The organism is Saliphagus sp. LR7 (assembly GCF_003344565.1).
Taxonomy (GTDB): Archaea; Halobacteriota; Halobacteria; order Halobacteriales; family Natrialbaceae; genus Saliphagus; species Saliphagus infecundisoli.
In genome coordinates this window covers 1-18905 of sequence record NZ_QPND01000015.1, presented here as the reverse complement: position 1 = coordinate 18905, position 18905 = coordinate 1, and the positions used below count along the sequence as shown (strand labels likewise).

16 protein-coding genes and 1 pseudogene are annotated in these 18905 nt (G+C 63.5%); 10 read left to right on the top strand and 7 right to left on the bottom strand.

All coding sequences use genetic code 11. From position 1 onward, the window contains the following. Positions 1-29 precede the first annotated feature (29 nt). Positions 30-1313: a cytosine deaminase gene (locus DVH23_RS17145; RefSeq protein WP_114578644.1), complete on the top strand. Its 1284-nt coding sequence runs from the start codon at positions 30-32 to the stop codon at positions 1311-1313. On the opposite strand, the gene DVH23_RS25280 is transcribed toward DVH23_RS17145, so the two are convergent. Continuing rightward, the gene (locus DVH23_RS25280) at positions 1270-1629 is read right to left on the bottom strand and encodes a hypothetical protein (protein ID WP_394342643.1); all 360 of its coding nucleotides are present in this window, start codon (positions 1627-1629) and stop codon (positions 1270-1272) included. The genes DVH23_RS17145 and DVH23_RS25280 overlap by 44 nt on opposite strands. A gap of 412 nt (positions 1630-2041) precedes the next feature. On the opposite strand from DVH23_RS25280, the gene DVH23_RS17140 reads away from it, so the two are divergent. The 3 genes from DVH23_RS17140 (at position 2042) to DVH23_RS17130 (ending at position 6731) form a co-directional block, all read left to right on the top strand. After that, positions 2042-4006 carry an ABC transporter ATP-binding protein gene (locus DVH23_RS17140; protein ID WP_114578643.1) on the top strand — a complete coding sequence of 655 codons (1965 nt, stop codon included), beginning with the start codon at positions 2042-2044 and terminating at the stop codon, positions 4004-4006. Next, positions 4003-5874: an ABC transporter ATP-binding protein gene (locus DVH23_RS17135; protein ID WP_114578642.1), complete on the top strand. Its 1872-nt coding sequence runs from the start codon at positions 4003-4005 to the stop codon at positions 5872-5874. The genes DVH23_RS17140 and DVH23_RS17135 overlap by 4 nt, the downstream gene beginning before the upstream one ends. A 272-nt stretch (positions 5875-6146) precedes the next feature. After that, on the top strand, positions 6147-6731 hold the full coding sequence (locus DVH23_RS17130) for a histidine phosphatase family protein (RefSeq protein ID WP_198667972.1): 585 nt from the start codon (positions 6147-6149) through the stop codon (positions 6729-6731). A 495-nt stretch (positions 6732-7226) separates the two neighbouring features. Here the strand turns inward: DVH23_RS17130 and DVH23_RS17125 are convergent, their stop codons facing one another. From DVH23_RS17125 to DVH23_RS17105, 5 genes and pseudogenes are all read right to left on the bottom strand, one after another. Beyond that, positions 7227-7634, bottom strand: coding sequence for a cupin domain-containing protein (locus DVH23_RS17125; RefSeq protein WP_114578641.1), 408 nt, complete (start codon positions 7632-7634; stop codon positions 7227-7229). 67 nt (positions 7635-7701) lie between these two features. Then, positions 7702-8571 (bottom strand): annotated as a pseudogene (locus DVH23_RS17120) (nitrate/nitrite transporter); the annotation flags it as partial. Between the two features lie 784 nt (positions 8572-9355). Continuing rightward, positions 9356-10120 (bottom strand): SDR family oxidoreductase, encoded by a 765-nt coding sequence (locus DVH23_RS17115; RefSeq protein ID WP_114578639.1) that lies wholly within the window; start codon positions 10118-10120, stop codon positions 9356-9358. A 191-nt stretch (positions 10121-10311) separates the two neighbouring features. Further along, positions 10312-10989: a helix-turn-helix domain-containing protein gene (locus DVH23_RS17110; RefSeq protein WP_114578638.1), complete on the bottom strand. Its 678-nt coding sequence runs from the start codon at positions 10987-10989 to the stop codon at positions 10312-10314. Between the two features lie 212 nt (positions 10990-11201). Beyond that, the gene (locus tag DVH23_RS17105; RefSeq protein ID WP_114578637.1) at positions 11202-12020 is read right to left on the bottom strand and encodes a winged helix-turn-helix domain-containing protein; all 819 of its coding nucleotides are present in this window, start codon (positions 12018-12020) and stop codon (positions 11202-11204) included. Between the two features lie 302 nt (positions 12021-12322). On the opposite strand from DVH23_RS17105, the gene DVH23_RS17100 reads away from it, so the two are divergent. The 5 genes from DVH23_RS17100 to DVH23_RS17080 all read left to right on the top strand — a co-directional run bounded on the left by DVH23_RS17100 (position 12323) and on the right by DVH23_RS17080 (position 17880). After that, entirely contained in the window at positions 12323-14371 is a 2049-nt protein-coding gene (locus DVH23_RS17100; RefSeq protein ID WP_114578636.1) for a polysaccharide deacetylase, read from the top strand. 35 nt (positions 14372-14406) lie between these two features. Then, on the top strand, positions 14407-14919 hold the full coding sequence (locus DVH23_RS17095; RefSeq protein ID WP_114578635.1) for a hypothetical protein: 513 nt from the start codon (positions 14407-14409) through the stop codon (positions 14917-14919). Then, entirely contained in the window at positions 14916-15656 is a 741-nt protein-coding gene (locus tag DVH23_RS17090) for an RNA methyltransferase (protein WP_198667971.1), read from the top strand. Before DVH23_RS17095 ends, DVH23_RS17090 begins: the two co-directional genes overlap by 4 nt. Positions 15657-15769: 113 nt before the next feature. Further along, a complete protein-coding gene (locus tag DVH23_RS17085) occupies positions 15770-16681 on the top strand; it encodes a universal stress protein (RefSeq protein ID WP_198667970.1) in 912 nt (303 codons plus the stop codon). Positions 16682-16731: 50 nt separating this feature from the next. After that, entirely contained in the window at positions 16732-17880 is a 1149-nt protein-coding gene (locus tag DVH23_RS17080) for an inorganic phosphate transporter (RefSeq protein ID WP_114578701.1), read from the top strand. Between the two features lie 6 nt (positions 17881-17886). Here DVH23_RS17080 and DVH23_RS17075 read toward each other — a convergent pair whose 3' ends face one another. After that, the gene (locus DVH23_RS17075) at positions 17887-18318 is read right to left on the bottom strand and encodes a universal stress protein (protein ID WP_114578634.1); all 432 of its coding nucleotides are present in this window, start codon (positions 18316-18318) and stop codon (positions 17887-17889) included. Positions 18319-18539: 221 nt separating this feature from the next. Between DVH23_RS17075 and DVH23_RS17070 the strand changes: the two genes are divergently transcribed. Then, a partial coding sequence (locus DVH23_RS17070) for a twin-arginine translocation signal domain-containing protein (RefSeq protein WP_198667969.1) occupies positions 18540-18905 on the top strand: 366 nt, incomplete at its 3' end.

Genomic DNA, 18905 nt, shown 5'->3' with positions numbered 1-18905 from the left:
ATTAGTATACTAGTACGAATGTGATTCGTATGGCCACATGGCTCATTACTAATGCAGCGACACGCGACGGGTCGTCAGTCGATATCGCGATTGAAAATGGGACGATAAGTCGCCTTGAGGACGGTGGCTCTATCGACCCCTCGGTTGCTCCGGCGGACCAACGATACGATGCGGACGGCAGACTCGTGACCCCGACGCTAACCGAACCGCACCTCCACCTCGACGCGACACTCACCGCCGGCGAGCCCAGCTGGAATGAGTCGGGCACCCTCGCGGAGGGAATCGATATTTGGAGCAAACGAAAGCAGTCGCTCGAGGCCGACGACGTGAAAGCACGGGCTGAGCAGGCGATCGAGTGGCTCGCGGCCAACGGAGTCACCCGTATTCGAACGCACGCTGACACCACTGAGGAGTCGCTGACCGGCGTTCAAGCGCTGCTCGAACTCCGCGAGACGGTCGCAGATCTGGTCGACCTCCAAGTGGTTGCTTTCCCACAGGACGGTATCTTCACCGACGAGTTACATGAGGACCTGCTTCGGGAGGCACTCGAGATGGGAGTCGACGTTGTCGGCGGGATCCCTCACAACGAGCACACCCGCGAGGATGGCACCGCATCGATAGAGCTCGCGATGGATCTCGCGGAGTCGTATGAACTGCCGGTTGACCTTCATATCGACGAGACGGACGATCCGGGCTCACGGTTTACCGAAGTGCTTGCGAGCGAGGCAATCAAACGAGGTATCGGTGATCGGGTAACTGCGAGCCACGTGACGGCGATGCACTCATACCCCAACAGCTACGCGGCAAAAGTGATTTCGCTGCTCGCCGAGAGCGGTGTGAGCGTCATTACGAACCCGCCGGATAATTCTGTGTTGCAGGGCAGGTACGACGACTATCCGCGTCGTCGAGGTCACACCCGTATCGACGAATTGCGTGACGCTAATGTGACTGTCGGAATCGGCCACGACTCCGTTATGGATCCCTGGTACCACTATGGTCGAGCCGACCCACTTGACGCCGCATTCATCCTCCTGCACTACGCGCATATGAACGGTCGAAGCGACGTAGGACCGCTGTGGGACCTACTCACTGATGCGAATGCCGATATTTTCGGCGTAGACGAGTACGGTCTCTCGGTCGGCCAAGAGGGCTCACTTGTCGTCTATGATTCGCCCGATCCGTTCAACGTGCTCCGAACGCGAGCGCCTCGGACGCTAGTTCTCAAGAAGGGCCGCGAAATCGCGCGAACGGAACCTACAACCACGACAGTTATTCGCAACAACGGTGAGCGATCTGTTGATTTCCATCGCTGACGGAGATATAGTCGTCTGAAAGCAATCGTGAGGCTCGAGTGAAGGAACGGGCTGGAAACCCTGTGCAAGAAACGACCACTGAGAAATTAAATCGGCAGGTTATTTCGTCGGATCTGGAGTGGGGAGTCACTCTGGTAAATCCACACTCTGTATGTAACACCAGCCCCAGCGTTACCTTGAGGTACGAATATAAATAATATGTCATTAGCAAGAGGTCTTCTTCTCGCCCATAGTTGATCAAGTCGCTCTTCCTAACCTCACCCTCATTATAGAAATGTGATAATATTGCAATGTGTTGTGTATCAGGACTATTCATTGGGTAGGTTGGAAGTTCGGTGATGGTATGAATACCCTCGGCAATATCTCCCTCTGTCTCAGCGGCATAGCGTTCAGCACGGACATAATAGGGTGTTACACCTGTTGCCATACATGCTATCATCCCACTGATGGCTGTGATCTTTGAGCCCGATAGAGATTTACGTGTACATCATCCTCCCCAAAGGTGGTCGCAACTTCGGCGATTCGGCCAATAGATCCGAAGAAGTCTTCTGTGGTGTGGTACGATTCCACCCACCACCAGAAACGGGATAACCCAGCACCGTGCACACCAGTACGTGTCTCGACGGCTTCCCCGATCGCCGAAAGCTGCCCTATGCCTCACCTCGACGATCGGTGAACGATGTCGGCCCGCAGCAACTGGCGTTATCACCGAACACGAGGATTGACGCGTGCCGGAACCAGGCGAGTTCGAGCCGCCTGCGGACGTCGACAATCCGCTGTGGCTGCTCGTTCGACGATACGCTCGTCCCTACACGCTCCGGTATATCCTCGCAGCAGTCGGTACCCTGATCGCTCAGATTCCTCAGCGGCTGCCGGCGCTCGTAATCGGCGTCGCGCTGGATGCAATCCTCCTGCAGGACACGTCGTACGCGCTCCCGATGATTCCCGATAGTTGGATCCCGACCACGACTCCGGGGCAAGTCCAGTTTACTATTGGGCTGCTCGTTGCGGCCTACGTCCTCGACGGGACGATGACCTGGCTCGCTGGCCGGATCGAAGGGACTGCGCGACTGCAGACGCTCCACGAAATCCGGGTCGACGCCTTTGAGGCGGTCGTGGGTCACGAACGGTCGTTTTTCGACCGCCACCAGACTGGCGATATCATGAGCGTCCTGAACAACGACGTCTCGAACATGAATCGGTTCGGGAGCAATGCCTACGAGGGACTTAGGCTCTCGATGCAGATACTGGTCGCTTTCGCGTTCATGCTGACAATTCAGGTCCCGCTGGCAGCGCTCTTGGCGCTAATGCCTCTCCTGCTGATCGGGCTGTCCCAGTGGTATATGACCCGCGTCGAGCCCCGCTACGAGGACGTCCGCGAGAGCGTTGGGCGGGTAAACTCGCGACTCGAAGACAGCATCGATGGTATCTCGACGGTCAAGGCCTTCGCACGCGAGGACGCAGAACGAGATCGACTGGAGTCGGCCTCACGGTCCTACCTTGATCACAACTGGTCGGTGATCCGACTCCGGCTCGGGTTCAGTTTCGCGAGTTGGACGGTCGTCTCGGTTGCGTTCATTGGTCTGTTCGGGCTCGGATCGTACCTGATCCTCGTCGGAACGCCCCCGTGGTTCGGCGGCTCGCTGACTGCCGGTGCACTGTTGACGTTCCTGATGTACAGCAAGTCGTTCTACGCGCCGATCCGGCAGTTGATGCTCGACGTGCTGGACAGCTACGAGGACGCGCTCGCCTCGAGCAAGCGGATCGTTTCGGTGGTAGAAGGTGATCACCCCAACCGAAACGAGGGCCAAGAACTGGCCGTACCCGAGGGTCGCGTCGAGTACGAGGACGTTTCCTTCACGTACGAGGGAGCGGACGAGGAGACCCTGACCGACATCGAGTTCACCGCCGAGCCGGGGTCGCTCGTCGGCGTCGTCGGGCCAACGGGAGCGGGCAAGTCGACCCTGACGAAGCTACTCTTTCGGTTCTACGAGCCGACTCGAGGGGCGATCCGGATCGACGGGACTGACATCCGAGACGTATCCCGGCGGAGCCTCCGTGAACACCTCGGTTACGTCTCACAGGATCCGTTCCTCTTCTACGGGACGGTACGCGAAAACATCACGTACGGCCGTCGCGAAGCGGACCATCGAATTACAGGATCCGAGATCGACCACAAAGATGTTGTGGCCGCTGCGAAACTGGCTGGTGCTCACGAGTTCGTCACCGACCTCGAGGACGGATACGACACCCAGGTCGGCGAGCGTGGCGCGACCCTTTCTGGTGGCCAGCGCCAGCGCATCGCGATCGCGCGGGCGATCCTCAAGGAACCCGACGTCCTCGTTTTAGACGAGGCGACGAGTCACGTCGACAACGAGACCGAACGCCAGATCCAGCGAAGTCTCGACGCGACAGCGGGCGAGCAGACGACGATCGCGATTGCCCACCGGCTCTCGACAGTCCGCAACGCCGATCTGATCCTCGTCGTCGACGGCGGCGAGATCGTCGAGCGCGGTACTCACGACGAACTCGTCGCCCAAGATGGGCTCTACGCTGATCTCTGGCGGGTGCAGGTCGGGGACATCGAGGCCGTCTCCGAGGCGTTCCTCGAACGGGCCCACGCCCGTATCGGCGAGTCTGCGCGGGGGCGCGTCGCAGAGGAAACCGAGAGCACCGGGGAGGTGTCGAGATGAGCGACGAATCCGGCCGTGAGGGCGAAGGCGAAATCGCAGCGGCCGCCGACGAACGATGGCCGCTAGTCACCCTGGTCCGCGAACACGGCTCCGGCGATTTGAAGTGGCTTGGCCTCGGCACCGCCACCTCCGCTTTCTCGCAATTTCTCTCGAATATTGATATGCTGCTCATTGGGCTGGCGTTCGACGCAATGTTCAACGACCAGCCCTATGCCCTGTTTCTGGTGCCCAATGGCTGGATTCCGGCCGATCCGACGGGGCAACTCCTGTTTACGGTCGTGCTGCTAGCAGGAATAAAGGTTATCGACATGACCATGGCGATCTTCTCGCTGTGGGCGTTGTTTCTGTTCGCCCAGCGCACGTTACACCGCATCCGGGTCGCCGCCTACGATGACGTCCAGCGTCTCGACGCTGGCTTCTTTGACGACCAGCGGACCGGCGAGGTGATGAGCGTCTTGAACAACGACGTCAACTCTCTCGAAGAGTCGCTGACGCAGGGCCCAAACCTCGTTGTCTTCGCGACGACGATCTTCGTCAGTTCCCTGCTGTACATGGTGCTCCTGAACTGGCGGCTAGCGCTTCTCTCGCTAGCGCTCGTGCCCCTGATCGCCGCCGTCAACTGGTGGTTCAGTGGGCAACACGAGCGGCGCAACGACGAGGTCCGCGAGGAGACTGGCGTCGTTAATGCCCTGCTGGAGACGAACGTTAGCGGCGTCGGGACGGTCAAAGCCTTCAGCGGAGAGCGCTACGAGACCGGCCGCGTCAGAGAGGCTTCCGACGCTCATCGAGAGGCGTCCTGGTATGCCCACGTCGTCGGCGTCCTCCACCAGCCGTCGATGCGACTGCTCGCCGGCGCCGCGTTCGTTCTGACTCTGTTCGTCGGCACCGAGTGGGTCCTCGATGAGCGGTTCTGGATCTTTACTGGGACGATTACCGCCGGCGAACTCATTCCGTTCCTCTACTACACGCAGCAACTTGCCCAGCCGATGCGGTTTCTCGCTTGGGTGACTGGCCTCTACAAAGCCGGAAAGGCAGCTGCCAAGCGCGTCCTCGGACTCCGACGGCTCTCACCACCGCGTGAGGACGGCGAAGACATCCTTGAAGCGCCCCGCGGCGCGGTCAGCTACGAGGATGTCACCTTCAGTTACGATGCGGACGACGATGGAATGGATGCGGAACCGGTACTTCGGGATATCTCCTTCGACATCTCGCCGGGCGAAACCATCGGACTAGTCGGACACACGGGCGCAGGCAAGTCGACGCTGTTGAAGTTGCTGCTGGCGTACTACGAGCCCGACGAGGGCCGAGTTACGATCGATGACCACGACCTGCAGAACGTCTCGCGAGCGTCGCTACGCGAGTCGATCGGCTACGTGCGGCAGGATCCGTTCCTGTTTTCGGGAACGGTACGGGAGAACATTGCCTACGGTGTGCACGATGTTGGCGACAACGAGATTGAGACCGCCGCACACGAGGCTGGTGCCCACGAGTTCATCATTGAACTGGACAACGGCTACGACACGGAAGTCGGCCAGCGTGGCGTGCGCCTCTCTGGTGGCCAGCGCCAGCGCATCGCCCTCGCCCGCGTCCTCCTGACCAACCCCTCACTGTTCGTCTTCGACGAGGCGACCAGTCACGTCGACAACCGCACCGAAGTGCTGATACAGCGGAGCCTCGATCGGCTCACCGCCGACCGGACGACGTTCGTCGTCGCCCACCGGCTCTCGACCGTACGAAACGCGGATCGCATCTATGTTCTCTCCGACGGGGAGATCGCCGAGCGGGGGACCCACGACGAACTGCTTGAACGAGACGGAACCTACGCCGACCTCTGGAAGGTTCAGGTCGGCGAAATCGACGCCGACTGAGCGATCTCTCCAGCCCAGAGTTCAACAGCAGTAGTTGTTTCTCAATATTGCAATCTGAATATGACTTTGTTCCAGGAAAATCCGTCTCCCATGTCCATCTCCACGACGTGTTTCATTGTCTTACGTAACGTCGAATAGTCTGATCGGCGTGATCCAACTTACACCCAGATGCGTACTCACCAACTGACGCTGAGAACTGATTTCCGTTGAAGCCCAAGAGATCAGAGGAACTAATTTGAATCCTCAGATCGTCGTTCAGTCTATCGAAAGGAATGGCAACTATAGTTGCAGTCCGACACGGTGAGACCACGTGGAATCGGGAGCAACGATTGCAAGGCTGGGCCCCTGCCCGACTCACCGACCTCGGTCGAGAGCAAACCGACCAACTCGGCGCAACACTCACAAAGCAATACGATATCGACCGTGTTCTCTCGTCGGACCTGTATCGGACGGAGAAGACGGTAGAAATCCTGCTTGAACACTTCGACGCGCCCGTCACGTTTGAATCAGCGTGGCGCGAACGTGACATTGGCGTCCACCAGGGCTTGCCGGTCGATCAGATGTCGGAGCGGTTCCCTGAGTATAATCTCGGAGAGAGTGGCCCAGATGCAGCCCACAGACGCCCGGAAAGCGGTGAGAGTCTCATTGATGTCCGCGAACGTGTCACCGAGAAGTGGGAGACGACACTGGCCGAATGTGAATCAGGAGAGACGATCCTCATCGTGACTCATGGTGGCCCCATTCGCATGCTTCTCGGCCACCTGAAGGAGCTCGATATCGTCGAAACGATCATCGAGCAGTCACAGGGGAACGCTCAATTAACGAGTTCGAGTTCGACCAGAAGACAGGTACGGTAAGGATCGTTCGCGAGAACGATACCAACCACTGCTGAATCACCCACTGTTGCTGCATGGCACATCACACGACGAATGACCCCTCTAACACCGGGAGTCTACCCCACCAACCTGTACTACGTTGCTGCTCTTGAACGAACTGCCTATCGGCTTGACGAGGACCGATCTGGATGAGGTCTCACCTTTATCTCGCTCCCGTAGTGGAGAAAGTGCTCGTACGTAAATAAAGACAATGAGAAGAGTGACTAGAAGCCCCAAGACAAGGCCGGTGAGCAGGATGTCAAATGGGGCTCTTACAATCTGTTCGTTTTCAGAAGCCATATTTCGGAGTGTGAGCGAAACGGGATTAGCAAACCCTGCAGCGCCCATGGTTTTCGAAGGGTTCACGTCTGATAGACGGAACGAGTTGCTCGTAGCGCCGACGGCGGCCGAACGGGTCGTAACCATCCGATAACCGGGTGGTTCCTCGAGTGCCGGTCCAGCCGGAGTGGTGTCGGGTCAGCTATCCGACCTCGAGTCGTACTCCGCGTTCGTGACGTGGTCCAGCCAGGTGACGACCTCCCCGTCCTGTTCTTCCTGGATGGCGATGTGGGTCATCGCGTTGTTCGACGTCGCACCATGCCAGTGTTTCTCGCCGGGTGGGAACCAGACCACATCACCTGCTCGAATCTGCTCGATCTCTCCGCCGTCGCGTTGCACGAGACCACAGCCGCTCGTCACGATCAGTCGTTGCCCGAGCGGGTGAGTGTGCCACGCAGTGCGAGCGCCCGGTTTGAACGTGACGCTTGCCGCCGCTGTGCGGGCCTCGTCCTGTGGATCGAATAGAGGGTCGATCCGGGCGTTTCCTGTGAAGTACTCCTCAGGACCCTCGTTGGCGGGTTGTGAACAGCCGCTAGTAATCTCCATGTGATTGTACCCGCACAACAGTGAGACGTATTTGCCCCTTGAGCTCGGTGCTATTTTGAAAGGGCATTTAAGTGTCTCGGTCGTCGAAAGGAATTCGGCCAAGCCGCTGTTCTCGTCTTCCGTTCGTCCCCCAGCGGAAGAGAACGCCCCCGAGAACGGTACCGACACCCAGCGTAACGAGTGGAACAGCGTACCCTCCAGTCACGCGGTAAAGCATGCCGACGGCAAGCGGTACGACGAAGGCGAACCCGCCCATCGTGATATTGAGCAAACCGACGGTCGCCGTCGCGTTCTCGTGTCCGAAGCGAGTGAGGATGATTGGCGACCAGAGCGAGGCGAGTGGACCGAGAGCGACGCCGAAGCCGGCGAGGACGAGGACGACGAGCAGGGATGACCGGGCAAACGGCAGTACGATGGCACAAACACTGGCGAGGCCCACATTCGTCAAGAACGTCTCACGCTGGCCGAGGCGATCGCCGACGAATCCACCGCCGATCCGGCTCACGACACTCACACCGCTGATAACACTGATCCCCACTGCAGCGACCTCCAGACCGATGCCGTTCGTAGTGAGGATATCAACGAGATGTGCAGAAAGGACGTGGAACCAGACAAAAACGAGCGGGAATCCAATCGCCGCACTCTGGAACCGCGGGTCGCCCACCCTCGCGCGGAGCCAGGTTCCGTCGACGGGACGCGCGTTTTTCGAGCGGTCAATCGGTCGACGATAGACGAGGCTCGACACGAGCACGACAAGGGTCGTCACGCCAACGACAACAGCGAAAGCGGTTCTGAAACCCGTTCCATCGAGAAGCCAGAGCCACGCGAACGGGAGAACCAGTGGACCAAAGCCGACCCCAGTCATCGTGATGCTCGTGGCGAGTCCCTGGTGGGTTTCGAACCACTGCGGTGCCAGCGAGACGATGACCGTAAAGGCCGTACCCCCCCCCCGCCGTGCCGAGAAGCGTGAACGTGGTGACGACGCCGACGTATGAGTCGACGACCTGAAGGAGAACGACGGTCATAGCCAGACCGAAACCGATCAGTACGAGGACCGGCCGGAGCGAAAATCGGGCAGCGAATATCCCGAAGATCCCCCCGACGGTAAGGAAGACTGCAGCCGTGATCGAAAAGACAGATGAGACCTGGAGCGCGGTAAGGCCAAAGGCGGCGGCGAGCTGGTCGGCGTACACGGTGAACGTGAAGACGGTTCCCCAGATCATCGTGAGCATACAGACGCCGAGGGCGACGATCAGCCTCCCCTGGGCAGAGTCGAGGGCCCCTTCGCGGGCCGTAGATTTCTTAGTTTCCGCCACTAAACATGTCCCTCCATCGAACGAAGGGGTGCCGTACAGTACGTTTCGCTGACTGTTCGCCATCGCTGTTCAAACATGCCGAGAAGCCTCCCTAACTGTCGGACCGAGTTATTCATGGTGTAATCCCATGCCGCGGCTCGCGCCCGTGACGAGCCACACCTGTCCGTCGGATCCGGGCCGGGCGGTCGGAACCATTGACCAGAGAATGGGTGCTTGGGGGCATAGAAGCGATCCTATCTGGAGAGGGTGATTAAATACCCAGTGTGCTGGGCCGAGGGAGGCGCGCCGTTCGCCGGTTTCTCGGGCGAACGGGTGGGTTGACTAGCGGCGAGGCTCCGGTGACGACCGAGCGACTCGTGCGTGGAGAGAAGAAATACGACGCTCCGTACGCAGGTTACTACCGTTTTACGGCTGGACCTGATCGATCGGCCGAACGAGGACTTCGTTGATGTCGACGCGCGGTGGTTGGGTGACGACGAACGTGATGGTCCGAGCGATGTCCTCGGGCGCGAGCGATTCCATCGACCCCACGAGCTCCCGTACGTCCGACTGAAGCTCGTCGTCGGGGATGTGATCGAGGAGTTCGGTGTCGACCGAGCCCGGCTCGATCGTGGCGACGTGGATTCCCTCTTCGGCGACGTCGAGCCGGAGCGAGTCGCCGAACGTCTTGACGCCCGCTTTCGTCGCGTTATAGTGGGAGCTGTTCGGCTGGAGGAATCGCCCGACTACGGAGGAGACGTTGACGATGTATCCGCTCTCTTGGTCTATCATCGTCGGGACGACCGCGTGTGTGAGTTTGATGAGTCCGCTGAGATTCACGTCGATGGTCGTCTGAAGCGTCTCGCGGTCCGCTTCCGCGATATGTGCGAGCGGCATGAGGCCGGCGTTGTTCACGAGGATATCGATGCGGCCGTACTCGTCGAGCGTGGTCTCGACGACGTTGTCGATATCATCGTCGTTCGTCACGTCCGTCTCGACCACGAGCGCTTCTCCGCCGTCGTCCTCGATACGGGCTTCGAGCTCCTCGAGTTCGTCTTCACGCCGGGACGCGAGGACGACGCGTGCGCCCCGTGATGCGAGTGACGCAGCGGTCGCACTGCCGATTCCGGAGGACGCGCCGGTGACCAGTGCGACCTGTTCGTCGAGTTCCGAACCGAGATCCATTGACATCGAGTAGAAAACGACCGGCGATACGTTTCGGAGTTGTGCTGTCTAAAAAGGGTTTTTAAATACGCGATCGCGGAACTGAACGAGGTGTCTACCGCAGGTGATCTTCGAAAGACGAGTGCCGGATCCGGTTTCGAACTCCGATCCTGCTACTATCCGCTGAGCCGAGACCGAGAGGGAATACGGCTGAGATGCTATCTGGAAAGCGCGTCTACCCGTGGTTGTGAACCGAGCGCCGTAGTGAGGAGTTGACGTTCGCCGCGCCGGAGGAGACTCGACATGGACGGTTGCGAGATGTCCATCTCGTCGGCCAGTTCTTCAGTACTGGCTTGACGCGGGCTTTCGTAATAGCCCCGGCTGATCGCCAGTCGGAGCGCCTCGTGTTGCCGATCGGTCAGCCCGTACTGAGAGGACCCGTCGTCCTCGGGAGGGTTCTGAGAGATCGAAACCAAGTCGATCTCGATCCCGTACTCCTCACACCGTGTTCGCATTCCGTTGAACGCGTTGTAGTTCTGAAAGAGCTTCTTCTCGTACCAGCCCTCGGGCGTGACGACCATCGGCTCCATCTGGGTTGCAGTAAACCGTTCGGGGGCGAAGGCCTCCGAGACGACATCCTCCAGTTCGATCGTGAGTTGGTAGACGTCCCTGCCGCTTGCGCGTCCGAGCGGGGCCGTTTCTACGACCTCGGCGAGAGCCGAGAGGTCTTCTTCTGACACCTCGTCGGTCGGCTCGAGATAGACGACGAATACCCGCGAGTTCCCCTCGTGACAGAGACCATGTACGCACTCGACTCGCTCCGACGGGAGCGATTCCGCAAGGCGGACGAACGGAAGGGCGGACGAGCGGATAACGAACTCCGTAGTGAGGGTCATGGGAGGGCCGTAGACTCTATTCGATGTTAACCCTCTGGGTCCTCCGAAGTTATCGGCCACCTCACGCCCTGCAGGGGATCGCTCGCCGCTCGAACGGGAGCCTGTGCCATCCGGTGTGGACCGGGTAGTGCTCATAGGCTCGGATGTATCCCGTTGCACCGTCGATCGCGACACGGAAGTCCGATCGGTCGATACCTCTTCCATCGCCCCTCTCAGCCGGAGCCGTCCTCGGCCATGGCTCGAGCCGAGGGAAACTCCGAGAGTTCGTCGTGTTCGACGAGGGTGGTCGCCGCCGAGCGGTACTCGGCGAAGACGGCGTCGGCCCAATCCCGTGCGGCCGGCGAGTCCGTGTCGACGTACGTTCGCAACAGCCCAGTTTCGTCGTCGTAGACCCCGACGCCGACCCGGTCGTCACAGATCGTGAGCCCGAAGGGAAGGTCGTCGTGGGCGAGCAGTACCAGGTTCCCGCTCTCGACGACCGTCCGTGCGCGTTCGGGGTTCGAGACGAGGAGTTCCTCGAGCACGGCGGACGGAAAGACCGCCTCGGTTACCATCCCGTCGGCGATCCGGTCGCAGAGTTCGTCTATGTGGAGGGGGTTGATCGAGGCGGGGTCGAGGCCACGCAGGGTGTCGGTGTCCTCCAGCAGCGACATGAACCGGGCCACCGGACGGTACGGGTTGCCCGGCGCGGCGGTCGTCACGGTCGCGTCGACGAACGTCTCGACGTCGAGGGCGATGTCGTGGTCGCGTGCCGCCCGCAGGATCGGGGCGATCTCCCAGGCGGTCCCGACGGTCCGCTCGAGGCCCGTGACCTCCCGGGCGCACACCTCCCCGAGCGGCGTGAGCGAGAACGCGCCGTCGGTGCGCTCGACCAGCCCGCTGTCCCGGAGCGATCCGGTCGACCGGTGGACGGTCGACCGCGAGACCCCGAGGCGTCGTTCGATCTCGCGGCGATCCATCGTCCCCTCCTCGAGGAGCGCCTCGAGCACCGGCCCCCGTCTGACGAGTTCGATGAGCCGTTCGGTGTCCATTCCCGTGGGGAGTATCGGGCAGGAATACATTAACTATGCCGGCCAATTCGGCGTTTCGTGACGGTCGATCGGAGCTGGAGCCCGACCGGGCGGCGGTCCGGCCGCGGCCCTGACCGTCCGCCGCGAGCGCTGATTCGCGGTCGGTTCCGTTGCTATCGGACCCATAAGTGCGCGACGAGTGCCCTACTGCGTGGGGTCTTCCGATCGTTTTCCCGCGACCGCGGGGCTCGGCTTAACATCCGTATTAACAAGTACCGCGAACCCAACGGCCGCGTATGGATAACGGACCGTCGCGACGGACCATGTTGACGGCGCTCGGGGCGTCGATCCCGCTGGCCGGCTGTACCGAGTCGCTCTCGGGGGACGAGGAAGAAAACGAGTCCGGTGAGGAAAACGACTCCACGGAGACGGCGACCGAGAACGGGACGAACGAGACGGACGAGGAAGAATCGGAGGAAACCGAGACCGAAACCACCGAGACGGAAAACGAGAGCGACGGCAACGAGACCGTCGACAACGAGAGCGACGGGGGCGGAAACGAGACGGAGACCAACGAAACCGACGGGAACGAGACGGAGACCAACGAAACCGATGGAGACGAAACCGACGAGGGAGCGTCCGACGCGGAACTGCCCCGCTGGCCGGCGATCGAGTACGGCGAGGTCGTCTCGGACTTCGAGAGCCTCGGCGACTGGGTAGTCCACACCGGGGTCCCCGAAGCCGCCTCCGAGGAGGCACGGACGGGATCACAGGCGATCGCGGTTGAGAGCGAGGACGACGCGGCCGTGATGGCAATGGGTTTCCCCGACGGGATCGACCTCGAGAACTGGACGCTCTCGATGGCGATCAAAGCCGAGTCGGCCCGGCGGGTCGTCATGGAGGTCATCGCCCCCGAGCGGGGGACCCACCTCACCGCAAACCGGATCGTCCCCGAGGGCCTCGACGACTGGTTCCGGGTGGACTTCGGCTACACGTCGAAACACGGCACCCCGGACCTCACGAACGTCACCGAGTTGCGCCTGACCGTCTTCGGGCCCGAGGACGGACCGACCCGCTTTGTCGCCGACGACCTCCGGCGGACCCAGACTCCCGACAACGGGAAGGCGATCCTCGCGTTTTACGGCGGGATCGAGTCCCACCGGGAGGTCGCGATCCCCAACCTCGCCGAGCGCGAGTGGCCCGCGGCCCTGCCGATCGACCCGCGCGCGATCGGCAGCTCGGGCCGGATGGGCGTAGAGGAGCTAACCGAACTCCGCGACCGGGGCTGGGACGTCTGTTCTCACCCCGCAAACGCGGGCGCGCTGCCCGAGCGCCCGCCCGAACAGCAACGCGACATCATCGAGAACGGCCAGGAGTTCCTCGCCGATCAGGGGTTCGAGGACGGCGCACGACACTTCTTCGCGCCCGACGACCGAATGGGCCGGGAGACCGTAGAGATCGTCAGGGACGTCCACGAGTCGGGCTTCCTGTTCGGGTACAACCCGACCGCGGCTCCGCCGACGGGGATCCACACGGTTTCGACGTTCTGGGGGATGGCGCTCCACGACGGCGTCCGCCGCCAGATCAACCTCGCAGACCAGTACAACCAGCTCGTCGTGATCCGGGTCCCCCGGATCGTCGCCGACGACGCCGCCGAGGACGCCTCCGGGGAATTCATGCCCGTCTCGGACTTCGAGGAGCTCGTCAACCACATCGAACAACGGGGGCTCGACGTCGTCACGCCGTCGGCGCTGGTCGACGGGGGGATCGACGCCGGCGACGGCGACTCCGAGTCTTCCGAGACCCCCGAACGCGAGGAGGGGACGCTCTTGGAGGCCGGCCCCTCTCACGAGTTCGAGGGCTCCGGAAGCGGTTCGACGGGCGAGTTCGACCTCCAGTCGGGGATCGCGCTCGCGAGCTTCGAACACGGCGGCTCCGGCGAGTTCGTCGTCGAAGTCCAGGGCGAACTCCCGAACGAACTCGTCGTCTCGACGGCCGGGACCGGCTCCGGGGAGTCGGCCTTTGCCGTCGGCGGCGGGAGCTACACCCTCGAGGTCGAGGCCGACGGCGACTGGACGATCGAGATCGAACAGCCGGAGGTCCACAGCGACGACTTGGCGGAGCTTCCGACGGAAGCGTCGGGAAGCGGCTCCTCGTACATCGGGCCGCTGTGGACGGAGGGCGGCGTCTCCCTCCAGGCGACCCACGACGGCTCCGGCGAGTTCATCGTCGACGGCTACGACACCGAGGGCAACTGGGAGCAGGTGATCTACGACGAGGGCGAGTTCGACAACAACCGCTCGTACAGCGCCGGCGGCGCGGTCTGGCTCAACGTCGAGGCCGACGGCGACTGGACCATCTCGATCGAGTAGTACGCCTTTTCCCCTCCCGGCTCCGTAGCCCCCGTATGGGCAAGGTGAGCATCGGGATGCTCGGATGGCGCTTCGACGAGGCGGCAATCCTCGACGACGACGGCGAGTTCCTCCCCTTCGAGGAGATGTCCCCCGAGGACCGGAAACGGATCGTCCGGCTGGGATCGATCTACAACGCACCGTGTAACGCCTGCTGGCTGATCCACGGCGACGCCGACCTGGAGGCGTGTAACACCGCCCAGTACGTCTACGGCGAGCCCCTGGACGAGGTGATCCTCTGTGAGGAGCACGAACCCGACTTCGTCTACTGGTTCCGCCGGGAAGGAGGCGACGAGCATCGGGGAACGGACGGGCTCGAGGACGCCTTCTTCGAGTGGTTCGCGGACGGCGGACGGGCCCCCGAGGGCTACGAGGGGATGGAGTACGTCGAGACCGACCCCGAGGACCTCCCCGAGCCGCCGACGGTCAGCCCGGACGACCACCCCGAACTCACCGAGGAGGCGATCGCCGACAGCGGCGTCGACCTCGATCCCGACTACCCCTCGTGACCGGGGAGCCGCCCGCGAGCCTGCCGGCAGTCGTCGTCGTCGACGCCGACACCCCCGGCAACGTCGGCACGATCGCCCGCGCGATGAAGAACTTCGGCTTCGAGGAGCTGCTGCTGGTCGACCCTCCCGACCTCGACCGGGAGAGCGACGCCTACGGCTTTGCCGGCCAGGCCCGCGAGGACGTCCTCCCGAACGCGCGCGAAGTCACTCTCGAGAAGGTCGTCGAGAGCTACCACACCGTCGGCTTCACGGCAACGACCAACGAGGACGCCCGGAAACACGTCCGGTTCCCGTTCCGGACGCCCGCCGACCTCGCCGACGACCTCGCGGGGGTCGGTGCCGACACGGCGCTCCTGTTCGGGCGCGAGCGGATCGGGCTCACCAACGAGGAACTCGCCTCTCTCGACCAGGTGTGTGCGATCCCCGCGAGCGCGGAGTATCCCGTTCTCAACCTCGGCCAGGCCGCGACGATCGCGCTCTACGAGCTCCGCGGGCTGGCGATGGCCGACTCCCAGCTTCCCGACGTCTCCCACGAACGCGCCGACGAGGGCGAGATCGAACGCTTCTACGACCGGTTCGGGGAGACCCTCACGTCCGTCGGCTACCCGGCGGAGAAACGCGCGAAGACGATGCGGCTGGTCCGGCGGCTGGTCGGGCGAGCCCATCCCACCGACCGGGAGATCACGACGCTTCACGGCGTGTTGCGGGCAATCGAGCGGGCGACCCGGAAGCGGTGAGCGGGTGCCGGACTCCGGGGGCGGACCCGCCCTGCGATCCGTGCGAGGAGCGGTCGGCGGCGAGACCGGTCCCACCGGAGGATATTCCTCTTCTCCCGTGCAAGTAGGTACCGATGAACGAACCGCCGACGGACGAACCCGTGCTGGTCGCGGTCGCGAACCCGGATCACGTCGAGCAGTTGGTCCGAACCGCGAGCGACCTCGCACGTGCGGCCGGCGTCGGCGTCCGGATCGTCTCGGTCGTCGCCAAACCCCACGGCTCGCCGTTTTCGATCTACTCCGACGAGACGATCGTCGAGCAGTACGCCCACGACACGCAGGCCGTCCTCGAGGCGGCGATCGCCGTCGCCCCCGGGGACGTCCCCGTCGAGCGCGAGGTCGTCGTCGATCGCTCGGTCGCCGACGGCGTCCTCTCGGAGGTTCGCCGCGTCGAGCCCCGCGCGCTCGTGATCGGGTGGCACGAGCGAAGCTCGCGGACCGACGCGCTGCTCGGGACGAACCTCGATCGCCTCATCGAACGCGTGCCCTGTGACCTCTACGTCGAGCGGATCGGCTACGAGGCCGACGGCGTCGACTCCGTTCTGGTTCCGGTCGCCGGCGGTCCCCACGTCGGGCCGGCGGCGGCCGCGGCGAAGGCGATCGCCGCGCGCAACGACGCGACCGTGTCGGTCCTCTCGGTCGCCGACCCGGACGGCGAGGACGGAACCGACCACGAGGGCGCGGCCGACGAGGCGATCGAGGAGGCGGTCGAACACGTCGAGACTGCGCCCGGTCCCGACGTTCGGATCGAGACACGTCTCGAGCGCGGCGACGACGTTTCGGCGGTGCTCGTCGAGGCCGCGGCCGACCACGACGTCGTCGTCTTCGGCGTCACCCGCCGGAGCGGGATCCATCGACGGCTCGTCGGATCGATCCCGCAGGTGGTGTTGCCCCGCATCGACGAGACGGTCCTGCTCTCGCGTGCGGGCGACGCCGTTGGACGGCCGCGGCTGAGACGGCTCGCGCGCTTCTGGAGACGGCCGTGACAGCGTCGTTCTGGGCGCTGGTCGCCCTCGCGACGGTGACCGGCCTGTTCATGGCGTGGTCGCTGGGCGCCAACAGCAACTCGCCGCCCTTTGCGCCCGCGATCGGTGCCAACGCCGTCTCGACGATGCGGGCCGCGTTCCTCATCGGGATCCTCGCGGCGGCGGGCGCGCTCACCCAGGGGGGAAGCATCTCCGAGACCGTCGGCGCGGACCTGATCGTCGGCACCGCGTTCACGCCGCTTGCCGCGACGACCGGGCTGCTGGTCGCGGCGACGTTCATGACCTTCGGGGTCTACTCGGGGTATCCGGTGCCGGCGGCGTTCGCGACGACCGGGGCGATGGTCGGCGTCGGCCTCTCGCTGGGTGGCGACCCCGCCGTCGACACCTACCGCCGGATCGGGACGTTCTGGCTTCTGGTCCCGCCGACCTCGGGCGGGATCGCCTACCTCACGGCGAGTCTCCTCCGCCGGGAGGACATCCCCGAGACCGTCGGCGTCCCGGTGCTCGCGGCGGTCGTCGCGGGCGTCCTCGCCCACATCCGCCTCGGGATCATCCCCCACCCCGAGCGCGCACAGGGGTCGGTCGCGGACCTGGTCTCGTCCGCGCTCGGCTCCCCGAACGTCGCCGGCATCGACCCCGTGGCGATCGTCGTCACCGTCGTCTTTGCCGCCGTCGGCTACCGGTTCATCCGTCGGCAGGTGGCGGCATCGGTCGAGCAGGGGATCCGAACCTTCCTGCTCGTCCTCGGCGGGATCGTCGCCTTCAGCAGCGGCGGTAGCCAGGTCGGGCTCGCGACCGGGCCCCTGGAGGCGCTGTACGGGGCCGAGCTCGGGCTTCCCGGGATCGTCCTGCTCGCGATCGGTGCCACGGGCATCCTCGCGGGGGCGTGGATGGGGGCACCCCGACTGTTGCAGGCGACCTCCCGCGAGTACGCCCAGCTGGGAGTGCGCCGGTCGGTCGCGGCGCTCGTCCCGGGCTTTCTCATCGCACAGGCCGCAATCACGCTCGGGATTCCGATCTCGTTCAACAACATCATCATCTCGGGGGTCATCGGCGGCGGACTGGCCGCCGGAACCGCCGGCGTCTCCCGGCGGAAGATCGGCGTCACGATCGGCTTCTGGGTGCTCACGCTCGCGAGTTCGGTCGGGATCGGATTCGGCCTCTACCGGCTGTTCTCGGCGGTCCTGGAGATCCAGTAGTCGGAGTTACCTGACGACAGTCACCGGAACCGGCGCCTCGCCGACAACCGTGGTCGCCACCGTCCCGAGCAGCCTGGGGAGGACGCCGCTCTCGGATCCGCCGTGGCCGCCCATCACTACGTGATCGACGCCGGACGCCTCGACGTAGGCCAGGATCGCCTCGGCCGGGTCGCCGGACTCGACGGTCGTCTCGACCGTCCGGTCGACGGCCGCCGCCCGGTCGCGGGCGCGCTCGATCACCCGCTCGGCGCGGTCCTCCGCGGTCTCGAGCCGTTTCTCGTCGGGTTCCAGTACGCCACCCTCGCTCATCCCCGCGTCCAGGGGCGTCACGACGTTCACCACCGTGATCGGGCACTCGAAGACCTCGAGTGCGAACTCGAGGGCGTCGTCGGCCAGCGGTGAGCCGTCCAGCGCGACGAGGACGTGCGAGGGAGCCACGTCCCTCCTTCGACGCCGGTCGTCTTGTATCTCGCGGCGCCCTCGAGCACTCCGAGAGGAGGCGGCCACGGCCACCGGCCGCATCGTACCGTGTCACGGACCGTCGTCGCGCTGCTGGCGGGTTCGCAGAGCGGGTTCACTCGGCTCGAGTGGATATCTAACGGAAATTCTCTCTAGATATATCCAATAGTTTTAAGAACGTGTGTTCGAGACTGGATGTCGTGCCTTCAGATACCACGGACGAAACGGAGAGTCAGGAGAAGCGATCGATCGACGTCTCGCGGCGCACGATCCTGCAGGGTGCTGCGGGGATCGGGGCGGCGTCGGCGTTCGGCGGCGGTGCCATCGAGGAGGTGCGGGCGGCGGCCGCCGCCCGCTTCGACGACGCCGAGGGAACCCAGCAGGTCTACATCGTGTTCGACCAGTACGACGAGAGCCTGTCCGGCGATCGCGCCGAGCACATCCGCCTGCTCCGCGAGCACGCCGAGGCGAGCCAGGAGCCCGCCCGCACGACCCTCGCCGAGTTCGACAACGTCGACCTCGTCAGGAGCTACTGGATCACCAACGTCATCCGCGCCGAGGTCAAC